The organism is Aeromonas sp. S19(2024) (genome assembly GCF_041402625.1).
Classification (GTDB): Bacteria; Pseudomonadota; Gammaproteobacteria; order Enterobacterales; family Aeromonadaceae; genus Aeromonas; species Aeromonas caviae.
Genome location: NZ_JBGLQU010000003.1, coordinates 250,433 through 272,971 on the forward strand (window position 1 = coordinate 250,433; position 22,539 = coordinate 272,971).

Consider the following 22,539-nt stretch of genomic DNA (forward strand, 5'->3'; position numbering starts at 1 on the left):
GGTCAGGGCCTGCCACTGCGAATATCCACTGGAAAACCGGGATACCGGGGGCGAGATACCCCCAGAGTCTGTCAATCCCCGTCGGTTTTCAAGCCGCCGAGGGAGTGGATGCAGCGCTGCTCGGCGGCATCGAGCTCGGCCATCACCATCTGGATGTCCTCCAGCTGCTGGCGCAGGGAGTGGCGTCTGGCCTCGATGAGCTGGATCATGGAGTGAAGCTGCATCCGGCTGGAGCGGTCGGTGTCGTACATGTCGAACAGCTCGCGGATCTCCGCCAGGCTGAACCCGAGGCGCTTGCCGCGCAGGGTCAATTTCAGGCGGATCCTGTCCTTGTGGCTGTAGATACGGGTCTGCCCCTCCCGGGTCGGGGTGATGAGCCCCTCGTCCTCGTAATAGCGGATGGTGCGGGGGGTGATGTCGAACTCCTGGGCCAGCTCAGAGATGCTGTAGGTCCTCTCCTTGCCACTGGCGTGTCTGGCTCTCATGGTGCGCCCTCCTGATGAGCTGGCGGGGTCCTGGCACAGCGGCAAGGGCCGGGGTCATGATGCATGATGGCCTCCCGAGAGGCGCTGCTCGCGCTCTTGGCGCCGTCCCCTCCCGTGCAGGGCCTGGCCGACCCGGGAGCCGTTGGGGCGCCCCAGCAGCTCGCTCACCCACTGGCCGGTGGCGGCCAACTGGTCGAGGTCGACGCCGGTGCTCATGCCAAGGCCGTGCAGCAGATAGACCACCTCTTCCGACGCCACATTGCCGGAGGCGCCGGGGGCATAGGGGCAGCCGCCGAGCCCGGCCACCGAGCAGTCGATGGTGCGGATCCCGCGCTCGAGCGCCGGCAGCAGGTTGGCCAGCCCCTGGCCATAGGTGTCGTGAAAATGAACCGCAAGCCGGCCCGCCGGGATTTCGTGCAGCACTGCATCCAGCATGGGAGCCACGGTGCCCGGGGTGCCAACGCCGATGGTGTCGCCGAGGGATATCTCGTGGCAGCCCAGATCCAGCAGCCGCTCGGCCAGGGCGGCGACCCGTTTCGGGCGGGTCGGGCCGTCGAACGGGCAGGCGATGACGGTGGAGAGGTAGCCGCGCACCTTGATGCCGAGGCTGCGCGCCTCCTGCACCAGGGGAGCGAAGCGCACCAGGGACTCCTCCACGCTGATGCCGATGTTGGCCCGGGTGAAGCCGTCCGAGCAGGCGGTGAAGAGACCTATCTCGTCGGCGCGTGCGGCGACGGCGGCCTGCAGACCCTGCAGATTGGGCACCAGGGCGCCATAGCGGGTCGGCCCCCTGCGCGGCAGGGCGTTGAACAGTGCGGCGGAATCCGCCATCTGCGGCACCTTTTTGGGCGACACGAAGGCCCCCACCTCGATGCGCTGCAACCCGCTCTCGGCCAGGCGGGCGATGAGCGCCAGCCGCTGCGCCAGGGAGAGGGTCGCAGCTTCATTTTGCAGGCCGTCCCGCGGCCCCATCTCCACCAGGCTGACCTTGTCGTCCCGGCTCTCGTGCGTGTGGCTCATGAGCGCTCCTCCTGCACGGTATGGTCCTCGGCAAAGCGCACCAGCACGGCGCCCTGGCTCACCTGTTCCCCCTGGCGGCACTGCAGGGCCTCAATCACCCCGTCCCGGTCAGCCTTGAGGACGTGCTCCATCTTCATCGCCTCCAGCACCAGCAGGGGTTGCCCCTTGCTGACCGGCTGGCCGGCCTCGACCTGCAGCGCCACCACGATGCCGTGCATGGGGGCCAGGATGCCCGGGACATGGCTCGTGTCGTGATCATGGTGGAGCTGATGATGCTGATCATCGAGCGAGAAGCGGATGCGCCTGCCCGCCAGGTGCAGCAAATAGGCGCCCTCGCCGAGGGGCTGCACCGGATAGCGCTGCCAATGTCCACCCTGGTACAGGCGGATCTGTTCTACAGTGCGCTCGCAGGGGATCTGCTCGCCCTGCCAGAGCAGGGCGCCCCCTCGCTCGGCGAGGGTGAGAGTGCGGGTCTCCTCGCCGATGCGCACCGTGGCGCAAAAGCGGCGGGTGGGGCCCAGCCGAAAGCCTGCGGCCTGCTGCCAGGGGGAGGCATCGCGCTCGCAAGTGGCGAGCCAGAGGGTGGCGAGGGGCCAGGCGAGCGCCGGAACGGGCAGGGTGTCGGTGGGAATGGGCCACTGGGTGTGGTGGCGTATCGCCAGCACCTCTGGCGCTTCGCACAGGCGCTGCAGGAGCGGGCCGTTGTGCACCAGAGGGCCAAGATCCAGGGCTGCCAGGGCATCGGCCAGGGTGGCAAAGGCTTCGCTGCGGCTCGGTGCGTGGGCGACGAGCTTGGCGATCATGGGGTCGTAATAGGGGCTCACCCCATCGCCGGCGGTGACGCCGGTGTCGATGCGCACCCCCTTGGGCCAGGTGAGCCAGTGGATGGGGCCGCTCGCTGGCAGAAAACCGGCGGCCACGTCTTCGGCGTAGAGGCGCGCCTCCACCGCGTGGCCACGCAGCACCACCTCATCCTGGGTGAGGGGCAGCGGTTTGCCCTCGGCCACCGCCAGCTGCCAGGCCACCAGATCCTGGCCTGTGATGGCCTCGGTAACCGGGTGCTCCACCTGCAACCGGGTGTTCATCTCCATGAAGAAGAACTCCTCCCCGCATAGCAGAAACTCGATGGTGCCCGCCCCCCGATAGGCGATGGCCTTGGCCGCCGCCACGGCCGCCTCGCCCATGGCGCGGCGCAGGGCAGGGGAGATGTCGGGAGCGGGGGCCTCCTCGATCACCTTCTGGTGGCGGCGCTGCAAGGAGCAGTCCCTGTCCCCCAGATAGATGGCGTTGCCAAGGGCATCGGCAAAGACCTGCACCTCCACGTGACGGGCGCGGGGGAGATAGCGCTCCAGCAGCACATGGTCGTCGCCAAAGGCGGCACTCGCCTCCCGCTTGACCGCCGCCAGGGCGTCGTCAAAGTCGGCCAGCTGATCGACCCGGCGCATCCCCTTGCCACCGCCGCCACTGGCCGCCTTGATAAGGAGCGGGAAGCCCACCTGGCTCGCCTGATCGCGCAAAATGTCGGGGTGCTGATCCGCGCCGTGATAACCGGGCAGCACGGGGACGCCGGCTGCCTGCATCAGCCCCTTGGCCCCCGACTTGTCCCCCATGGCGAGGATGGCGGCGCCGCTTGGGCCGACAAAGCGCAGGCCCCGCTGCTCGCAGGCGGTGGCAAAGTCGCTGTTCTCGGAGAGGAAACCGTAGCCCGGGTGGATGGCGTCGGCATTCGCCTCTTTGGCAATCTTGAGCACCTTGCCGGTGTCGAGGTAGCTCTCCCGGGCGGGGGCCGGCCCCAGATGCCAGGCCTCGTCGGCTTCGCGCACATGCATGGCGCGGGCGTCGGCGTCGGAGTAGAGGGCGATGGTGTGAATGCCGAGGCGCCGTGCGGTCTTGATGATGCGCACGGCGATTTCACCGCGATTGGCGATCAGCAGGCGCTTGATGGGAGTGTGATGGGTCATGCTGCCTCCCTGCTGTTCAAGGTGCACAAGTGCGAAGCGTGTTGATCCACACTGCAGTTATATTGACCACCGCTGGCGATCAGCAGGTGCTTGATGGGGTGGTATTGAGTCATGCTTCGTCCTTGAAACGGGGGCGCCAGGTTGGGGGGCGTTTGTCGAAGAAGGCCTGGATCCCCTCCTGGGCCTCGAGGCCGACCCGTACCCGGGCGATGGTCTCGACGGTCTGCTCTTCGTGCTGGTGGCCTGGGCGCCCTTCGAGGGCGGCCAGCAGCCGCTTGGTCTCCTTCATCGCCTGGGGGCCGTTGCGACACAACCGCAGGGCCATGGCGCGTCCCTCCGCCAACAACTGATCAGGCTGGCTGAGCCTGTGCACCACGTTGAGTCGGCAGGCGGTGATGGCATCGAAAGGCTCTGCGCTCAGCATGTAGCGGCGGGCCTGGCGCATCCCCATGGCGCGCACCACGTAGGGGCTGATCACCGCAGGCACCAGTCCCAGGGTCACCTCGGAGAGGCAGAAGCGGGCATTTTCGCTGGCCAGCACGATGTCGCAGGCGCAGACAAGGCCTAAGGCTCCGCCGTAGGCGGCCCCCTGCACCAGGGCCACCGTGGGGAAGGGCAGCTCGTCCAGTGCCTGCATCAGGTGGGCCAGCACCCGGGCGTCCTCGCGATTCTTGTCAAAGGCGCGGGGGTCGAATGCCTCCCCGGCCATCTTGCGCATCCACTCGAGATCGGCGCCCGCGCAAAAATGCGGCCCCTCGGCGCGCAGCAGCAGCACGTGGGGGCGGTCGGCGAGGGGCTGGCCGTGGGCCAGCTCGTCGAGGCAGTCGAGCAGCCCCTGCATCAGGTCGGCATCGAGGGCGTTGTGACGGGCCGGGCGGGCGAACACCAGCTCGATCACCGGGCCGTGGCGCTCAAGGCGAAAATGGGCAAGGGGATCGTTGAAGAGCGGGTCTGACATATGAACTCCTTACATCCGGAAGATGCCGTACTGCCCAGGGCCAGGCTCGGCCCCCTGGCAGGCCGCCAGGGCCAGGGCCAGCACGGTGCGGCTCTGGGCCGGGTCGATGACGCCGTCATCCCACAGGCGAGCACTGGCGTAATAGGGGTGACCCTGGCGCTCGTATTGCGCGATCACCGGGGCGCGAATGGCGGCCGCCTCCGACTCGCCCAGAGTCTTGCCCTCGGCGGCCAGCTTGTCCCGGCGCACCTGCACCAACACCCCGGCCGCCTGCTCGCCCCCCATGACGGAGATGCGGCTGTTGGGCCAGCTGAACAGAAAATCCGGTTCATAGGCGCGCCCGCACATGCCGTAGTTGCCGGCACCGAAGCTGCCGCCGACGATCAGGGTGATCTTGGGCACCCGGCTGCAGGCCACGGCGGTCACCAGCTTGGCGCCGTGCTTGGCGATCCCCTCTTTCTCCGCCGTACTCCCCACCATAAAGCCGGTGATGTTTTGCAGAAACAGCAGCGGGATCCCCCGCTGGTTGCAGAGCTGGATGAAGTGGGCTCCCTTCTGGGCGCTGTCGCTGTGCAGCACGCCATTGTTGGCGAGGATCCCCACCTGCATGCCCTCAATGCGGGAAAAACCCGTCACCAAGGTAGTGCCGAACAACGCCTTGAATTCGTCAAACACAGAGCCATCCACCAGTCGGGCGATCAATTCTCGTGCGTCAAAGGGGCGCTTGAGACTGGTGCCCACCAGGCCGTAGAGCTCCTCGATGGGGTAGTGCGGCTCATCATAGGAGGGAGCGGATGGGGCGGGTGACGCCGCCGTCTGGTTGTCCCCCAGGTTGCTTACCAGGGTGCGGGCGATGGCCAGGGCATCGGCATCGTCCCTGGCCATGTGATCCGCCACCCCGGAGTGGACGCAGTGCACCTCGGCGCCGCCCAAGGCTTCTGCGCTGATCTCCTCGCCGGTGGCGGCCTTGACCAGGGGCGGGCCCGCCAGAAAGAGGGTGGCCTGTTCCCTGACCATAATCGACTCGTCCGCCATGGCGGGCACGTAGGCGCCCCCGGCGGTACAGAGCCCCATCACCACCGCCAGCTGGGGGATGCTCTGGGCCGACATGCGAGCCTGGTTGTAGAAGATGCGGCCAAAATGCTCCCGGTCGGGGAATACCTCGTCCTGCATGGGCAGGAAGGCGCCGCCGGAATCCACCAGATAGAGGCAGGGGAGGCGCAGCCGCTCGGCGATGGCCTGAGCGCGCAGGTGTTTCTTCACCGTGAGCGGGTAGTAGGTGCCGCCCTTCACGGTGGCGTCATTCACCACCAGCATGCACAGGCGCCCAGAGATCCGGCCGATGCCGGTGAGGATGCCGGCGGCGGGCACTGGCTCGTCATAGACCTGCCAGCCGGCCAGTGCCGACAGTTCGAGAAAGGGAGAGCCCGGGTCCAGCAGCTGGTCGATGCGCTCGCGGGGCAGCAGCTTGCCGCGGGCCTGATGGCGGGCGTTGTTGGCAGCACCGCCGCCCAAGGCTATCTCCTCCAGGCGGGCATTGAGATCGTCGACCAGGGCCTGCATGGCGGCCCGATTGGCCTCATAGTCGGGGCTCGCGGTGTCGAGGCGGGAGTGGATCCTGCTCATGCGTTATCCCCCATCAGCTCGCGGCCGATGAGCCAGCGGCGGATCTCCGAGGTGCCGGCGCCGATCTCGTAGAGCTTGGCGTCCCGCAGCAGGCGGCCGGTGGGGTATTCGTTGATATAGCCGTTGCCGCCGAGCAGCTGGATGGCATCGAGAGCCATCTGGGTGGCGTTCTCGGCGGCAAACAAAATGGCGGCGGCGCAATCCTTGCGGCTGGTGCGGCCCTGATCGCAGGCGCTCGCCACCGAGTAGACTAGTGCCCGGCTGCTGGCGAGGCGGGTATACATGTCGGCGAGCTTGCCTTGCACCAGCTGGAACTCGCCGATGGCCTGACCGAACTGCTTGCGCTCGCGCACATAGGGAAGCACCACGTCCATGCAGGCCTGCATGATGCCAAGGGGGCCTGCTGCCAGCACCACCCGCTCGTAGTCGAGCCCGCTCATCAGTACCTTGACCCCGCCGTGCAGGGGACCCAGCAGGTTCTCCTGCGGCACCCGGCAGTTGTCGAACACCAGCTCGCAGGTACTGGAGCCGCGCATGCCGAGCTTGTCGAGCTTCTGGGCGGTGGAAAAACCGGGAGTCCCCGCCTCGACGATAAAGGCGGAAATCCCTTTGGGCCCGGCGGCGGCATCGGTCTTGGCATAGATGACGAAGGTGTTGGCATCGGGCCCATTGGTGATCCACATCTTGTTGCCGTTCAGCACGAAGTGATCCCCCTCGCGCACCGCGGTGAGGCGCATGCTCACCACGTCGGAGCCGGCACCCGGCTCGCTCATGGCCAGCGCCCCCACGTGTTTGCCGCTGACGAGGGAGGGCAGATATCTCGCCTTCTGATCAGGGGTGCCGTGGCGGTGGATCTGGTTGATGCAGAGATTGGAGTGGGCGCCGTAGGAGAGGCCGATCGAGGCGCTGGCGCGGCTCACCTGCTCCATCACCAGCACATGGGCCAGATAGCCGAGGTTCACCCCGTCATACTCCTCCGCCACCGTGATGCCGTGCAGCCCCAGTTCACCCATGCGGGGCCAGAGATCCCGGGGGAAAGCGTTGCTCTGATCGATCTCGCTGGCACGCGGTGCGATCACTTTCTGGCAGAAAGCCTCGACCTGTTCGGTCAGGGCCTGGAGGGTTTCATCCATCAGGGCATGCATCCGTGCTCTCCTTGGTGCAGTGGACTGCCGATTTCCCCTGCCATCAGGGTGATGACTGGTCAGTCCATTCGTGATTAAAGTTTACGTTAGCGTAAACGTAAATGAGTTGTTAGTCTAAGGTAAATTCGATGGCAGCCCGCCGCAAGGGCTACCCGGGCAGAGGAGCGCAAGGAGTGAACAGGATGTGCAACAGCAAGATGGATGTGGCCGGCCTGCAGTGGCCTGCCATCGCCTGCCAACGGGCCAGGAGGGGGGCATGAGCCAGCATCACACCCAGTACGGGGATCTGCCGCTCTACATCGGTGGCGAGGCGTGTCCGTCCGCAAGCGACGAGTGGATCGAGGTGACCGACCCGGCGGACCAGCATCTGCTGGCGCGGGTGCCTAAGGCTACCCCGGCCGAGATCGAGCACGCGGTACGTACCGCCCACGACGCCTATCTGCTGTGGCGGGAGGTGCCGGCCCCCGAGCGGGCCCGGGTGATGTTCAACTACCAGCATCTGTTGAAAATGCATCATGACGAGCTGGCGACCCTGCTGGCCCAGGAAACCGGCAAGAACCTGGCGGACGCCAAGGGGGACGTCTGGCGCGGCATCGAAGTGGTGGAGCAGGCCTGCGCCATTGCCAGCCAGACTCTGGGGGAGACCATGGGCAACGTGGCGCGCAGGGTCGACGGCCACTCCTGGGTGCAGCCCCTCGGGGTCTGCCTTGGCATCACGCCGTTCAACTTTCCGGCCATGATCCCGCTCTGGATGTTCCCGCTGGCGGTGGCCTGCGGCAACGGCTTTGTGCTCAAGCCCTCCGAGCAGGATCCGCTCACTCCCATGCGCCTGGCCGAGCTGTTTACCGAGGCGGGGGCCCCCAGGGGCATTCTGTCGGTGGTGCATGGCGGCGCCGAGCAGGTGGATGCGCTGCTGGCCCATCCCGATGTCAAGGCAGTCAGTTTCGTGGGCTCGGCCCGTGTCGGCGGCCACGTCTATCGCAGTGCCACGTCGCAGCTCAAGCGCGCCCAGTGTTTTGTCGGCGCCAAGAATCACATGGTGATTATGCCGGATGCCAACAAGGCGCAGGTACTCGGCAACCTGGTGGGGGCCGGGGTCGGCGCCGCCGGTCAACGCTGCATGGCCATCAGCGTGGCGGTGTTCGTGGGGAACGCCCGGGAGTGGATCCCCGAGCTCGCCGCCGAGTTCGCCAAGGTGAAACCCGGCGTCTGGCACGATCCCGAGGCGGCTTATGGCCCCCTCATCAGCCCGGAGGCGAAAGTCAGGGTGGAGGGGCTTATCGAGGCGGGGATTGCCGAGGGAGCCGAGTGCCTGCTGGACGGCCGTTTTTGCGACGTACCCGGCTACCCGGTGGGCAACTGGGTGGGGCCGACCCTGTTTCGCGGCGTGACCCCCGAGATGCGCATCTACCGGGAGGAGATCTTCGGGCCCGTGCTGGCCTGCCTCGAGGTGGGGAGCCTCGACGAGGCGCTTGCCCTCATCAACGCCAACCCCTACGGCAACGGCACCTCCCTCTTCACCGGCTGTGGCGCCGCCGCCCGCAAGTTCCGCCACGAGGTGGCGGTGGGCCAGGTGGGGATCAACGTGCCCATCCCGGTGCCGCTGCCGTTCTTCTCCTTTACCGGCTGGCGCGGCTCCTTCTACGGGGATCTGCACGCCTACGGCAAGCAGGCGGTGCGTTTTTACACCGAGACCAAGACGGTGACGGAGCGCTGGTTCGACGAAGACATTCCCAGCGGCCCCAATATGACCATTCAGCTGCGCTGACGGCAGGGGTTGCCCACTTTTCCCGGGCGCCCCCATTGACAGCAACGGATCGACGGAACAAGTACAAAGGAAGCGAACAAGATGGATTTTACCCTGACCGAATCCCAACGGGCCTGTGTCGAGTCGGCCGGCGCCTTCGCCGATCTGGCGCTCAAACCCCATGCGGCGCGCTGGGACAGGGAGCACGAGTTCCCCATCCCCACCATCAAGCAGGCGGCGGCGCTGGGCCTGTGTGGCCTCTATACCCCGGAGCAGTATGACGGTCTGGGCCTGAACCGGCTCGATGCCAGCCTCATCTTTGAGCGCCTCGCCATGGGCTGCACCTCCACCACCGCCTATCTCACCATCCACAACATGGTGAGCTGGATGCTGGGCAGCTGGCTGCCTGCCGAGGTGGCCGAGGAGTGGGTACCTCGGCTGGCCAGCGGCGAGCTGCTGGGATCCTACTGCCTCACCGAGCCAGGGGCGGGCTCCGACGCTGCGGCCCTCAAGACCCGCGCCGTGCGCGATGGCGAAGAATACCTCCTCGACGGCAGCAAGGTGTTCATCTCGGGCGCCGGCAGCACAGACGTGCTGGTGGTGATGGCCCGCACCGGTGGCGAGGGGGCCAAGGGGATCTCTGCCTTCATGGTACCGGCCCAGACCCCCGGCGTGAGCTACGGCAAGGCGGAGGAGAAGATGGGCTGGAACAGCCAGCCGACCCGGGAGGTGAACTTCAGCGCCGTGCGCATTCCCGCTCGCTTCCGGCTGGGGGAGGAGGGGGAAGGGTTCAAGTTCGCCATGCAGGCGCTCGATGGGGGGCGCATCAACATCGCCAGCTGTTCGCTGGGCACAGCTCAGCAGGCTCTCAACGATGCCCTGGCCCATGTGCAGCAGCGCCAGCAATTTGGACACCCGATCAGCGAATTCCAGAGCGTGCAGTTTCGCCTGGCCGACATGGCCACCGAGCTCGCCGCCGCCCGCCTGCTGGTGCGCCAGGCGGCCGCCAAACTCGATGAGGGCAGTCCGGACAAGAGCGCCTGGTGCGCCATGGCCAAGCGTTTTGCCACCGACGTGGGGCACCGCATCTGCGACGACGCTCTGCAACTCTTTGGCGGCTATGGTTATATCCGCGAGTATCCGCTCGAGCGCTATCTGCGCGATACCCGGGTGCACCGCATTCTGGAAGGGACGAATGAAGTGATGCGGCTCATCATCGCCCGCCGCCTGCTGGCCGACCCCGGCCTGTCGCTGGAGTAGCGGGAGGGGCCTGCTCTGAGGACGCAGTCGGCGCGTCCTCAGGCTTTGTGAGCCAGGTGCAGGTTGGCTCCATTCAACCCTGTCATCATGGGGCAGTTTTTTTGACAAGGACAACGCAATGACAAGGATCAGGCTCGAATATCACGGCCACGTGGCCTACATCACCCTCGATCACCCACCCGCCAACACCTGGACGCTCGCCAGCCTGAAAGCCTTCTTGCAGATGATGGTGGAGCTGGATGGTCGCCCCGACGTGGTGGCCCTGGTGATCCGCGGTGCCGGAGAGAAATTCTTCTGCGCCGGCGCCGATCTCAAGATGTTCGCCGACGGCAGCCTGGCGCATGCCCGCGAGGTGGCCGAGGCCTTTGGCCACGCCTTCGAGGCGCTGGCCCGCTTTCACGGGGTCAGCATCGCCGCCATCAACGGTTATGCCATGGGAGGGGGGCTCGAAGTCGCGCTGGCCTGCGACATCCGCATCGCCGAGCAGCAGGCCAAGCTGGGGTTGCCGGAGGCCTCGGTGGGCTTGCTGCCCTGCGCCGGCGGCACCCAGCGCCTCACCGAGCTGGTGGGGCCGGGCTGGGCCAAGCGGATGATCCTCTGCGGCGAGAAGGTGAGCGCCACCCTGGCCTACGAGATGGGGCTGGTGGAGGAGGTGGTGACCGAGGGGCACGCCTGGGAGGCGGCGCAGCAGATGGCCCAGCTGGTGGAGCGCCAGAGCCCGAGCGCCCTGCGTGCCTGCAAACAGCTCATCAATCAGGGGCGAAGCACCCACAGGGACGCGGCGCTGCCACTCGAGCGCAGCCTCTTTCTCGCCCTGTTTGACGATGCCAACCAGCGCGAAGGGGTGGCGGCCTTCCTGGAGAAGCGGGCCCCGCGCTGGCGTTACGACCAATCCAAACCGAAAGAGTGAGGGAGTGAAGGATGAATGAGGTAATGATGGCGACCCGCCATGTCGCAGGGGCAGATACCCGGTCTGCGGGGGCTGCCCATGAGTGAGCCCGTGCGCATCGAGACCCGCCCCACGGCGGATGGCCGCCGCATCGGCATGCTGACCCTGGACAGCCCCGCCTCCCTCAACGCCCTGAGCCTTGAGATGATCCAGTTGTTGCAGGCTGCGTTGACCCGCTGGGAGCAGGATCCGGCCATCGTCTGCGTGCTGCTGCAAGGGGCCGGCGAGAAGGCGTTTTGCGCCGGTGGCGACATCCGCTCCTTCTACTACCGCAAACAGGAGGCGAGCGAGTCGGCACTGTTTGGCTATGCTCGCGACTTCTTCCTGCAGGAGTACCGGCTCGATCATCACATCCATCGCTATAGCAAGCCCCTCATCTGCGTGGCGGACGGCATCTGCATGGGGGGCGGCATCGGCCTCTTTGCCGGGGCCGGATTCCGGGTGGTGACCGAAAAGAGCCTGTTCGCCATGCCGGAGGTGACCATCGGCCTCTATCCGGATGTGGGGGCCAGCTGGTTTTTGAGCCGCATGCCGGGGCGGCTCGGGCTCTGGCTCGGCCTCACCGGGGCCCGCTTCAACGGGGCGGATGCCATCGGCCTGGGGCTCGCGGATCATGCCATGGCGAGCCGTGAGCGGATGGAGCTGCCAGCGCGCCTCGCCGCCCTCGACTGGTCCGCAGGCGACCCCGGCGAGCAGATCGAGGCGCTGCTCACCGATTTGCAGGAGGCCCCTGGTCAGGTATTGCCGCCTCCCGTACTGCTGCCCCACCAGGAACGCATCGATGCGCTGTTGGCCGGCCGCTCCCTGCAAAGGGTGCTGGCACGCCTCGAGGACGCCGAGCTGGACGAACCGGGGCTGGCTCAGGGGCGGGAGACCTGCCTTCGCGGCAGCCCCATCAGCCGCGCCATTCTCTGGCGCCAGTTCTGGCAGGCACGGCGCCAGTCCCTGGCCGAGGTGTTTGCCGACGAGTTGGCCCTCTCGGTCAACTGCGTACTCAAAGGGGATTTTGTGGAAGGGGTGCGGGCCCTGCTCATCGACAAGGACAAGTCCCCTCGCTGGCAGGCCCCGCAGGCAGGGGAGGCCTGGCTGGATGCCTTCTATCGCTGGCCCGAGGGTGACAACCCCTTGCGCCCCCGCTGACATGCGATCACACACAAGGAGCACACCATGACAAGGATTGGGTTTATCGGGCTTGGCAACATGGGGGGCCCCATGGCCGCCAACCTGGCCAGGGCGGGGCACAGGGTGCAGGTGTTTGATCTGGTGCCCGAGAGCCTGACCCGCGCCATCGAGGCCGGCTGCCTCGCCACCGGCAATGCCCGGGAAGCGGTGAGCGGCTGCGAGCTGGTCATCAGCATGCTGCCAGCGGGCGAGCACGTGCGCAGCCTCTGGCTGGGGGAGAGTGCCGGTGAGCGGGGCGGCCAGGATCTGCTGACGGCCCTGTCGCCCGGCGCCCTGGTCATCGACTGCTCCACCATAGACGTGGCCTCGGCCCGTCAGGTGGGGGCGGCGGCGCAGGCGCGTGGCATCCGTTTTCTCGATGCACCCGTCTCGGGAGGCGTGGCCGGTGCGGCGGCGGGCACACTCACCTTCATCGTCGGCGGCGAACAAGCGGATTTTGAAGCGGCCAGACCCGTGCTCGCCTGCATGGGGCAGAACCTGTTTCACGCCGGGGCCCTCGGCGCTGGCCAGATCGCCAAGATGTGCAACAACATGCTGCTCGCCATCCACATGGCGGGCACCGCCGAGGCGCTGACGCTCGGGGTCAAAGAGGGGCTGGATCCCGCCGTGCTCTCCACCATCATGGGCAAGAGTTCGGGCAACAACTGGAGCCTGGAGCGCTACAACCCCTGGCCCGGGGTGATGGAGAACGTGCCGGCGTCGCGTGGCTATCAGGGGGGCTTCATGACCCGGCTGATGGTCAAAGATTTGGGGCTCGCCATGGCGTTGGCGGAACATGCCCACAGCGCCGTGCCCATGGGGGCCCTGGCCCGCAACCTCTTCAACCTGCACGCGAGCCTGGGCCAGGAGAACAAGGATTTCTCCAGTATCCTCGAGCTCTATCGGGACAAAACTGCGCCGGGTTAAGGGCCGCTATCTACCTTTTTACCCGAGAGTCTTTGACTCGACAGTCACCGGCCATCTCACCAGGAGCATTTATGGATATCACACGGAAAGTCATTGCGATCACGGGGGCGGGCAGGGGGCTCGGGCGCGCCATCGCCCTGAGTCTGGCGGAGCAAGGTGCCGTGCTTGCACTCATCGACGTCAACCGCACCGATCTGGAGGTGACCGAGGCGGAGGTGCGCAGCCGTGACGGCCGCTGCGCCCTGTTCGTCTGCAACGTGGCAAGCGAGCCGGAGGTCGAGGCGACCTTCGCCGCCATCAAGGATCAGTTGGGGGCCCTGCACGGCCTCGTCAACTGTGCCGGCATCCTGCGCGACGGCATGCTGATCAAGGTGAAGGAGGGGGCACTGACGGAGAAGATGAGCCTGGCCCAGTGGCAGAGCGTCATCGACGTCAATCTCACCGGCACCTTCCTGTGCGGGCGCGAGGGGGCGGCGCTGATGGCCACCGGCGGGGAGGGGGGCGTCATCATCAACATCTCCTCCATCGCCCGGGCCGGCAACATGGGCCAGAGCAACTATGCCGCCAGCAAGGCGGGGGTGGCCTCTCTGGTGGTCACCTGGGGGAAGGAGCTGGCCCGTCACGGCATCCGGGTGATGGGCATCGCCCCCGGCGTCTTTGCCACCGATATGACGGCGGCGATGAAGCCCGAAGCCATGGCCCGCATGCAACAGGCCATCCCGGTGGGCACCCTGGGGCAGGCGGCGCAGTTGGCCCAGACGGTGCAGTTCATCCTTGCCAACGACTATCTGTCGGGGCGGATGATCGAGCTGGACGGCGGCTTGAGGCTCTAGTCCCCCCTGCATATACCCTCTCTGACGCCCCTCCTGCAGGGGCGTTTTTGCAGGGGAAAGGCCCCAGTGCAAGGGTGCATAGCCATGCAGGTCCGGCTTTTGAAAAGCGGGGCGGCATCATGAAAAGTCGTGAAATATCAACGGGTCTTTCTTAATTTGAACCAGCTCACAGGCACCCCGGGTCAGTGCTGTAAAATTGCGCGCGGTCAAGGCGGCTCATGATTGACGGCAAGAGGGATTGCGGCCGGAATAGTCATGCAATATAGTTGCCGCCTTTTTCACGGGGTATGGATTTCTAGCCCCTCCCATGTCGCGCGCTGTATGAATACGGATGCTCAGCCGCCGCCTAATAAAACAGGTTTGAGATGGACAAGAAACTGGGGCTGGGTGCCCTCATTTCGCTGGTGATCGGCTCCATGGTCGGTGCCGGGGTTTTCAGTCTGCCGCAAAACATCGCAGCGCACGCCAGTGCCGGGGCCGTCGCCCTGGGATGGGCCATCACGGGGATCGGCATGATCTGCCTCGCCCTAGTCTACCAGAATCTCTCCATGCGTCGACCGGATCTCGATGGCGGCATCTTCAGTTACGCCAAGGCGGGGTTCGGGGATTTCGTCGGCTTCAACGCCGCCTGGGGTTACTGGCTGTGCCAGCTGCTGGCCAACGTCTCCTACGCCATCGTGGTGTTCAGTGCGCTGAGCTACTTCTTCGACACGCCGGACAATGTCATCTTCGGTGACGGCAATACCCCGGTCGCCATCACGCTCGCTTCCCTGCTCATCTGGTCGGTGCATGCCCTGGTGCTGCGCGGCATCCAGGTGGCGGCGCTGGTGAACATCGTCACCACCATCGCCAAGATGGTGCCCCTCATCGTCTTCTGCGTAGCCATCCTGCTCGCTTTCAACATGGAGACCTTCACCCTGGATCTCTGGGGGCAGGGGAGTCCCGAGCTCGGCTCCGTGATGGATCAGGTCAAGTCCACCATGAAGGTGACCCTCTGGGTCTTCATCGGCATCGAGGGGGCCGTGGTGGTCTCCGCCCGTGCCCGCCATCGCAAGGACGTGGGCCGCGCCACCGTGCTGGCGCTGCTCGGCGCCCTGGCGCTCTACGTCATGGTGACCCTGTTCTCCCTGGGGGTCATGAACCAGCCGCAACTGGCGGCCCTCAAGAACCCCTCCACCGCCATGATCCTGGAAGCCGTGGTCGGCCCCTGGGGCGCCTGGCTCATCAACATCGGCCTGGTGATATCGGTGATGGGGGCCCTGCTGAGCTGGACCGTGCTGGCGGCGGAAGTGCCCTACATAGCTGGCAAGACCGGGGTCTTCCCGGCCTGGTTCGCCAAGGAGAACAAGAACGGTTCCCCCAAGGTGTCGCTCTGGTGCTCCACCTGCCTGGTGCAAGTCTTCCTCATCATCATCTACTTCCAGAACAGCACCTACCTGGCGCTGGTGAACATTGCCACCTCGGCGGCCCTGGTGCCCTATGTCTTCTCCGGTGCTTACGGCCTCAAGCTGGCGTTGAAAGGGGAGACCTACGCGGGCCAGCCCCATCAGCGCAAGCGCGACCTGCTGCTGGCCCTGGTGGCCACCGTCTATGGCTGCTGGCTGGTCTATGCCGCGGGGGTGGAGTACCTCTTGCTGGTGGCACTGCTCTACAGCCCGGGGATCTTCATCTACTGGAAGGCGCGCCAGCACCACGGCCTGCGCAGCCTCAATCGGCTGGAGCAGGGGATGACGGCAGCCCTGCTCGGCTGCGCCGTGCTGGCGTTCTACAAGGTGATGGACGGTACCATTCCCCTGCATTAATCGGCACAATAAAGAGATGGCAAGATGCCATCTCTTTTTTATGGATAATGGCGGTCAAGTTGACCGCTGTTTTGTTATTGAAGGAATGTTTATGCTGTTTGTGGGCTATCTGGTGTTGGGCGCCTTCGCGGGCATGCTGGCCGGGCTGTTCGGTATCGGCGGCGGACTCATCATCGTCCCCGTGCTGGTCCTGAGTTTTCACGCACAGGGCGTGGCGCCGGAGATCATCACCCATCTGGCCCTCGGCACCTCGCTGCCCACCATGATCTTCACCGGTTTCAGCTCCCTGCGTGCGCACCAGGAGGCCGGGGCGGTGGACTGGGGAATGATACGGCGCCTGGGCGCCGGTATGCTGGTGGGTGCCTGGCTCGGCGGCATGACCGCCAACCTGCTGAGCGCCAGCACCCTCAACATCATCATCGGCTGCTTCGCCTGGACCATGGCCCTGCAGATGGGGCTCAATTTGAGGCCAAAAGCGGAGCGACACATGCCGGGCCCCCTTGGTACCGGGATCGCGGGCACCGTCATCGGCTGGATGTCGGCCTTGTTCGGCATCGGTGGCGGCTCGCTGACCGTGCCTTACCTCACCTGGAATTCGGTGCCCATGCGCAACGCCGTGGCCGCCTCCGCCGCCTGCAGCATGCCCATCGCCCTGGCAGGCAGCCTCAGCTACCTCTATGCCGGTTGGGGAGACGCCGATCTGCCCGAGTGGAGCGTCGGATTCATCTATCTGCCGGCCCTGCTTGGCATCGTGCTCACCAGCACCCAGTTTGCCCGTCTGGGCGCCAGACTGGCACACCGAATGTCACCCCGGCGGCTCAAGCAGGCCTTTGCCCTGCTCATGTTGCTGGTGGGTGCCAAATTCATGCTCTTTAGCTGAACCCTTGGCCAGATTGTTGAAAAATAAGGCGAACAGCTCGCGATGCGGCAGAAAGCCGTTGCATTGAGGGGCCAGTTTGCCTATTCTCCTCGCCGGTGGTCCTATTGGTCCTCTCGCATTGATAACCCGTCGACCTGGTCAGGACCGGAAGGTAGCAGCCAAGGCGGGGGACTCGAGTGCCGGGATGTGGCTGGTAGGGCCACCACTTGTTTCTGTAATTCAATAAGTTAGCTTCCTAAAGCCCTTGGTCATCCACTTTGTGTGGACGACGAGGAGCTCATCGATGAATCTCTGGCTCAGTCCCCACGGTATCTGGTATTACCGGAAAGTCACCACGCTCCCCTGTGGTCGCCGCAAAGAGATCAAAAAATCCCTGCATACCCGAGACAAGCTGACGGCCCGTGCAGCTGTTGCGAAGCTGCTTGCCTGTGTGCGTTCCAGACCCAAGCCCATTCAGTTGCCTGCAGACGTCAATGTTGCCCCACATGAGCAATCAGTAGCCCAGCCGATGACTCCGGCGGCTAAACCGCGTGCTCCGCTCCTGTCGGTCCTGAGTGACCGCTATCAGAAAGAGAAGGCCCTCTCCTGGGCACCGAAAGAGCGAAAGAACCAGAAAAACTATCTCGGTTCCTTTATCGAGGCACTCGGCGACAAGCCAGCGGCAGGCTACAGCAAGGCTGATGTGGTCAAGTTCAAGGAGGGGTTGCTGAACTCTGGCAAGAGCCCAGCCACAATCAACAAGTATCTCCAGAAGCTCTCCCTGTTGTTTAGCTGGCTGGCTAACCATCAGGATGGGGTCATCAACCACTTCGCTGGGCTCAAGTTACAGCGGGTCAAAGAGACCAAGGCCAGAAGTGGTTACACGATGGAGGAGAGGCAGAGGTTCGTCCAATGGGCGAAAAGGCAGGAGCCCTATCGCCGCTGGATAGCCCTGTTGGGGCTCTACACGGGGGCTCGAGCCAACGAGATCTGCCAGCTCTATGCCGATGATGTTGTGCTGGTGGATAACATCTGGTGTATCAAAGTGCAGGCAGGTAGACCAGACCAGAAGCTCAAGACAGACAACAGCAAACGGCTCATTCCGATCCATTCGGCGGTGCTGGAGGCTGGCTTCCTAGCATTTGTGCAAGAGAGGGTGGGGGGAAGGCTCTTCGTCGAACTGCCCCATCGCCAAGACGGCTACAGCCACCTTTGGGGACAGTGGTTCAGCCGCAACCGGCCGGTGCCTAAAGATTTCCACAGTTTGAGACATACGGTAGCGACAATTCTGAAGGATAAAGGTATTCCTCTTCAATTTGCTGCCGCGATCTTGGGTCATACCAACGGAGCGATCAGTTATGACCGATATGGTGGTGGGGTAGCAGTTGAGAAGTTACAAGCCGCTATCGAAGCTGCACTATGAACGCGTTACATTGGTGAACATCTAGTAGGTACTTCAACTCAAATAGCCACTATTAGCTGGATGCTAATGAGCACAAGGAAGAGCTCCGTTGGAACACAATAGGCCTGACACGGCACAATCTGATTTGAATGACTTGAAAGAGCAAATTGCGTTGGAGTACGGGCGATGTCTCCTCCAGCTACAGCAGTTTGAATTGATGCTCAAAGCAGCCCTGCCCACTATGAAGGTGAGCGGATTTTCGGATGAGCTGGTTGGCAACATTGAACGCTATCGCCAGTTTTTAGTTGGAAAGACGCTGGGGCATTTGGTTGGTCAGTGGAGCCAGAGAATTACGCTGGGCGATGAGCAAGAAATTGATGATGCCCTACACAACCGAGCGTACATCAGCATCAGCGTTGGTCTGGAAGACGGGGAATGGATGAGAGAAAAGTTCAAACAATTGGTCGAGTTGCGAAATGAGCTGGTGCATCATTTCCTGTCACGCTTTACGTTGAACTCGGAGGCCAGTTGCCAAGAGGCAATCAGTTATCTGTCTACTGCAGCAAGCACCATCAAGAGCAATAGGGATACGATACAATCCCTCCTGATCGCTTTTGAAGAAAGTAAGAAGAGACTGCTTGAATTTATTAACTCACCTGTCGGAGAGAGTCTCTATTTGTACGGCATCATCCCGGGTGAACCTGTCGAGAATTGGGAAAATACCACCATTATCCAACAGCTGAAATTTGCAGAGCATTCCTTAGCCAAGAACGGCTGGGTACAGTTAAACGAAGCCATTTATAGCATTGGTCAACGGTGGCCAGACTTATCTCCCAAGTTGTACGGATGTAGTAGTTGGCGGGAGGTCATTCATTGTTCCCAGCTCTTCGAAGTAGACAAGCGGCTATCTCCCACAGGTGGAGTGACTTGGTATCGCACACGCCGAGCCTAAATTGATACAGCAATGATGGTTTAGCAAGCATCATTCCATCGATACAGATTTCCACAGCTTACGTTATGACGTTGAAGGAGCACAGAGTACCGCCTCAGTATGGGGTAGTGATGTGTGCCATAACCGACAACGAAAAGGGGCCCGCAGGCCCCGAAAATGTTACTGATTTGATGCAAGACGGAGCGTGGGGGATGCACTTGGATAAGCATCAAATGCATCATCCCGTAACACAATCCCAATAATTGCAGCCTTGTTACGGTGGCGTGTTGCTGCGAACCCCTTATCCACAAGTTTTTTCTTGAGGATGATTTTACTCATGGTCCACTCTCCGTTCTGCTGAGCCCAGCGGCTAAAAGCAGCGTAGATCTCGTCCATGGTGCATTTGTAGTTACTGCTTGGCTGAGTGCACTCTTCCAAAAAGCTTCCCACTAGATCGGATTCGGCACGGTAGCTCTCGACATCGGCCTTGATGCTTGCTGGCATCGACCGTTTCAGCCCTTGTGCCAGCCACATCTGGGTGCCTTGGATGGCCCAGTTCAAGATACCTGGCAGTTCATCCTGAAGCTTCTGCATCAAGTACGGGTCTAATTGCTCTCCCGTAAATGCTGCATTGAAGGGGATCATCATCATCCGTCGCCACATGCCGGGACTGGTATCCCGGATCACAGGCTTGTGGTTCCCCACCATTACAAGTGAGAAGCGGGGACGGAACTCCATCTCGCTCTTGGCATAAGGGGCCCGAGCGACAATGATGTCGTCACCCGTCATGGCTTTCACTAGATTCTCATCCATGCGAGAGCCCTCTGGCAGCTCATTAGCTACTACCAGTCGGGCATCCACCAGCTTTGTCAACGATGGGTTCGGGCCGGTACTGGCATTGCGGTTAAACAGCAGGACGTTACTGTTGATCTGCCGACTATAGTCCCCGAGCAGTTGCTGGATGACCGACATGAAGGTGCTCTTTCCATTACAGCCATTACCATAGAGGAAGAACAACAATTGCTCGTCGGTACGGCCCGTTATCCAGTAGCCCACACAGCGTTGCAGGAAGGTGGCCAGTTCGGTATCTCCACAGGTGATTTCACTGATGAATTGCTCCCAGCGTGGGCAAGTGGCCCCCGAGATATAGACAGCAGGGCTGGCACTGGTCAGCAAATGGGCTCGACGAGCAGCAAGGAAACATCCAGAGTTCAGATCGATAACCCCGTTACCGACACCAAGTAGCATGGGGTTGGCGTTGAGCTCGGCGAGTTTTATCTGCAGCATCGGTTTGGCTAACTCCAGCATGTTCTGGATGCTCGCCCGACTGAGGCAACGGGTGCCATAGCTGCGAACCATCTTGCCCCATTCCATGGCCTTCTCGTCATCCTTCTCTTTGGCAGTATCGAGTAGCTGCTTTGCAATCTGGTGGAGTTCTTCTCCTACTTGTTTGGCCATCAGCAACGGGGTTTGGTTGTCCAGTTCCCAGCAGGTCCCATTGAAGCAGAGGAAACTGCCAAACTCGGGCACATACTTGAGGTCATGGCCGCATAGTTCAACAAGCCGTTCAGCGTTTCGGCTGTCGTGGAACTCGACTGCCAAGACGGACTGACGGGGGACAATTGTGACGGATTCTGGTTGCAGATCGTCATCTTGTGTTCCCGTGGTTTCAACTACTGGTTTTTTCAGAGTAAATGCTGCCACCAGCTCCTGCAGAGGGAGTGGATTGTCACCGTGCAGATACTCGTCAATGTCCTTTACGCTATCCGGCAGCTTGACCTGAGTCAGCGTGAGGTCAAGTTTGGCAACATTTGAACGGTATTTATCACCAGCCTCATCGGTGTCGAAGAAGGTGACGGTGTCACGGTTCGCGAGCTCACGCTCTAGCCACTCAAGCTGGGTCTTTGACAAAGTGCCTATAGTGGCCAGCACTGGTCCAGGCCAACCGGCATCGACCAGCGACAGGCGGTCATTCTCTCCCTCTACCAGGGCGACAGGGCCAGGGGCATTCAGACTCTCTTCCCCGTAGAACTGAACGCCGTTAAGCCAGTTGCGGCTCGGTAGTTGGAACTGGTGCTGCTTGTTTGGGTCCTTGAAGGTGAAGCGACTGACTTGTCCGTTGCGGTCGAAGTGCGGGAACACATAGACACCGCTCGGGAAGAAGTCACGAAGTTGGTCAGGTGCATCCTTGCGGGGCTTGACCAGACCGGATGCCAGCCGTTCTTCTTGGGAAAAGCCAGCATCCCGCAACGCTTTGTTCAGGCCACCGGAGAAACCGATGTCCAGCCCCACTAGCACCTCCTCAGAATGGCCACGCAGTTCTACCAGCTCCTCAATGTCCAAACGAGTTTGATAGTGGCGGGCAGCCAGATTGAATAGCTCCTGCAGGCGAGCTGGTGGAGCGGTGTAGACCGGTTGTTCCAAAGGTACAACCTTGGGAGTAGTGGGACTAGCCTCCAGTTCTCCCAGTAGCAGCAGGCGAGCAGCATCGTAGACATTTGGGGCTTGCTTGTATTTGACGATGAGGTCGAGGACATCACCATTCTCTTCACAGCTAAAACAGTGAAAGCTATTTGTTTCAGGATATAAGGTGAAGCAATCGTTATGCCCGCACAGTGGGCAACTGCGATCATCCAGCCGATAGATCTCACCAAGTTGTTCTACGTCTTGCCCTGTAAGGGCTGAAGTGACATCAAGAATAGAGAATTTAGCCTTGATATCGGCAAGTTCGAAGTTGAGCGGGTAGCCAGCTTCGGCCAAAGCGAACTCGAGATCGCAATTTGTATGTTGAGACATGATTTCTCTCCAGTTTGACAATCAATTAATAACTCATTGTTTGACTGGCTAGATCTGCCATCTCAAAGGCTGATCGGCGGTCCGTCTACGTTCGAACAAAGGGTTGCCAGATGCTGAGGTAGTGGCCACCAGGAATCCATCATGGGAGCTGGCTTCATGGCCACGGGGACGTAAATTACCCAACACAAGGTCGAAATATACTCAGGGATGGATACACAACAAGAGTGAAAGCATTGCTTTTACTGCCTTTATACTGTTTTTGAGATCAAACATCCGAAACGGAGGGTTTGCAATTTGAGGTGAGATTTGATAATCCTAGCCTTCTTCGCTCGGCTTCAAAAAAGCTGCATATACAAAAACGAGATGCAGCGTTCTAGTTAGGGTAAGGGTTTAGCCGTAGAAGCCCCTCAACTTACACCTATGAGTCCCTTCTGCTTTATCCATGTATTCGACACTCTCCCCGTGCCAAAACGAGATGTAAGCCCTCAGGTTCATGTGCCAGTTTTTAAGCATATTTCATAACTTTTTCATGTGGTTAACTAAATGAAAGGTTCTCTTAATTAGCCCGAAAATTGGCAGAGAGTACGTCTTTTTAGGCTGATTTCGCTTTGTTAATAGGGATGTAAGCCAGCACAAAATCGGCGTGTCAGTATGAAAATACGGCAGGGTATTCGGTT

At 62.3% G+C, this 22,539-nt stretch carries 17 protein-coding genes and 1 other RNA gene; 11 read left to right on the forward strand and 7 right to left on the reverse strand.

Features of this window, described 5'->3' with window-relative positions; translation table 11 throughout:
- Positions 1 to 71: 71 nt before the first annotated feature.
- From ACB037_RS08510 to ACB037_RS08535, 6 genes are all read right to left on the reverse strand, one after another.
- Positions 72 to 485, reverse strand: a complete 414-nt coding sequence (locus ACB037_RS08510) for a MerR family DNA-binding transcriptional regulator (protein ID WP_010674587.1) — start codon at positions 483 to 485, stop codon at positions 72 to 74.
- Positions 486 to 539: 54 nt separating this feature from the next.
- Positions 540 to 1,505, reverse strand: a complete 966-nt coding sequence (locus tag ACB037_RS08515; protein WP_323908545.1) for a hydroxymethylglutaryl-CoA lyase — start codon at positions 1,503 to 1,505, stop codon at positions 540 to 542.
- Positions 1,502 to 3,466 (reverse strand): biotin carboxylase N-terminal domain-containing protein, encoded by a 1,965-nt coding sequence (locus tag ACB037_RS08520; RefSeq protein WP_371175191.1) that lies wholly within the window; start codon positions 3,464 to 3,466, stop codon positions 1,502 to 1,504. The genes ACB037_RS08515 and ACB037_RS08520 overlap by 4 nt, the downstream gene beginning before the upstream one ends.
- Positions 3,467 to 3,575: 109 nt before the next feature.
- Positions 3,576 to 4,424, reverse strand: coding sequence for an enoyl-CoA hydratase-related protein (locus tag ACB037_RS08525; RefSeq protein ID WP_371175192.1), 849 nt, complete (start codon positions 4,422 to 4,424; stop codon positions 3,576 to 3,578).
- A gap of 9 nt (positions 4,425 to 4,433) precedes the next feature.
- On the reverse strand, positions 4,434 to 6,050 hold the full coding sequence (locus ACB037_RS08530; RefSeq protein WP_371175193.1) for a carboxyl transferase domain-containing protein: 1,617 nt from the start codon (positions 6,048 to 6,050) through the stop codon (positions 4,434 to 4,436).
- The gene (locus ACB037_RS08535; protein ID WP_371175194.1) at positions 6,047 to 7,195 is read right to left on the reverse strand and encodes an isovaleryl-CoA dehydrogenase; all 1,149 of its coding nucleotides are present in this window, start codon (positions 7,193 to 7,195) and stop codon (positions 6,047 to 6,049) included. The genes ACB037_RS08530 and ACB037_RS08535 overlap by 4 nt, the downstream gene beginning before the upstream one ends.
- A 256-nt stretch (positions 7,196 to 7,451) precedes the next feature.
- Here ACB037_RS08535 and ACB037_RS08540 point away from each other — a divergent pair, with 256 nt between their 5' ends.
- The 11 genes from ACB037_RS08540 to ACB037_RS08590 all read left to right on the forward strand — a co-directional run bounded on the left by ACB037_RS08540 (position 7,452) and on the right by ACB037_RS08590 (position 19,087).
- Complete coding sequence (locus tag ACB037_RS08540) at positions 7,452 to 8,963, forward strand: CoA-acylating methylmalonate-semialdehyde dehydrogenase (protein ID WP_371175195.1); 1,512 nt, start codon at positions 7,452 to 7,454, stop codon at positions 8,961 to 8,963.
- A gap of 81 nt (positions 8,964 to 9,044) precedes the next feature.
- Complete coding sequence (locus tag ACB037_RS08545; protein ID WP_069784715.1) at positions 9,045 to 10,202, forward strand: acyl-CoA dehydrogenase family protein; 1,158 nt, start codon at positions 9,045 to 9,047, stop codon at positions 10,200 to 10,202.
- A 118-nt stretch (positions 10,203 to 10,320) separates the two neighbouring features.
- Positions 10,321 to 11,112: an enoyl-CoA hydratase gene (locus ACB037_RS08550; RefSeq protein WP_010674596.1), complete on the forward strand. Its 792-nt coding sequence runs from the start codon at positions 10,321 to 10,323 to the stop codon at positions 11,110 to 11,112.
- A gap of 78 nt (positions 11,113 to 11,190) precedes the next feature.
- Positions 11,191 to 12,291: an enoyl-CoA hydratase/isomerase family protein gene (locus ACB037_RS08555; RefSeq protein WP_371175196.1), complete on the forward strand. Its 1,101-nt coding sequence runs from the start codon at positions 11,191 to 11,193 to the stop codon at positions 12,289 to 12,291.
- A 27-nt stretch (positions 12,292 to 12,318) separates the two neighbouring features.
- Positions 12,319 to 13,239 (forward strand): 3-hydroxyisobutyrate dehydrogenase, encoded by a 921-nt coding sequence (gene mmsB / locus ACB037_RS08560; RefSeq protein WP_371175197.1) that lies wholly within the window; start codon positions 12,319 to 12,321, stop codon positions 13,237 to 13,239.
- 71 nt (positions 13,240 to 13,310) lie between these two features.
- The gene (locus ACB037_RS08565; protein WP_103243199.1) at positions 13,311 to 14,072 is read left to right on the forward strand and encodes an SDR family oxidoreductase; all 762 of its coding nucleotides are present in this window, start codon (positions 13,311 to 13,313) and stop codon (positions 14,070 to 14,072) included.
- A 365-nt stretch (positions 14,073 to 14,437) separates the two neighbouring features.
- On the forward strand, positions 14,438 to 15,874 hold the full coding sequence (arcD, locus tag ACB037_RS08570; protein ID WP_316286358.1) for an arginine-ornithine antiporter: 1,437 nt from the start codon (positions 14,438 to 14,440) through the stop codon (positions 15,872 to 15,874).
- Between the two features lie 91 nt (positions 15,875 to 15,965).
- Positions 15,966 to 16,754 (forward strand): sulfite exporter TauE/SafE family protein, encoded by a 789-nt coding sequence (locus tag ACB037_RS08575; protein ID WP_042014760.1) that lies wholly within the window; start codon positions 15,966 to 15,968, stop codon positions 16,752 to 16,754.
- A 102-nt stretch (positions 16,755 to 16,856) separates the two neighbouring features.
- Positions 16,857 to 16,953, forward strand: an RNA gene (ffs, locus tag ACB037_RS08580) — signal recognition particle sRNA small type.
- 84 nt (positions 16,954 to 17,037) lie between these two features.
- Positions 17,038 to 18,156, forward strand: a complete 1,119-nt coding sequence (locus ACB037_RS08585) for a tyrosine-type recombinase/integrase (protein WP_371175198.1) — start codon at positions 17,038 to 17,040, stop codon at positions 18,154 to 18,156.
- Between the two features lie 88 nt (positions 18,157 to 18,244).
- On the forward strand, positions 18,245 to 19,087 hold the full coding sequence (locus ACB037_RS08590; RefSeq protein WP_371175199.1) for an OST-HTH/LOTUS domain-containing protein: 843 nt from the start codon (positions 18,245 to 18,247) through the stop codon (positions 19,085 to 19,087).
- Between the two features lie 159 nt (positions 19,088 to 19,246).
- Here the strand turns inward: ACB037_RS08590 and ACB037_RS08595 are convergent, their stop codons facing one another.
- On the reverse strand, positions 19,247 to 21,862 hold the full coding sequence (locus tag ACB037_RS08595; protein ID WP_201934257.1) for a phage/plasmid primase, P4 family: 2,616 nt from the start codon (positions 21,860 to 21,862) through the stop codon (positions 19,247 to 19,249).
- Positions 21,863 to 22,539 lie beyond the last annotated feature (677 nt).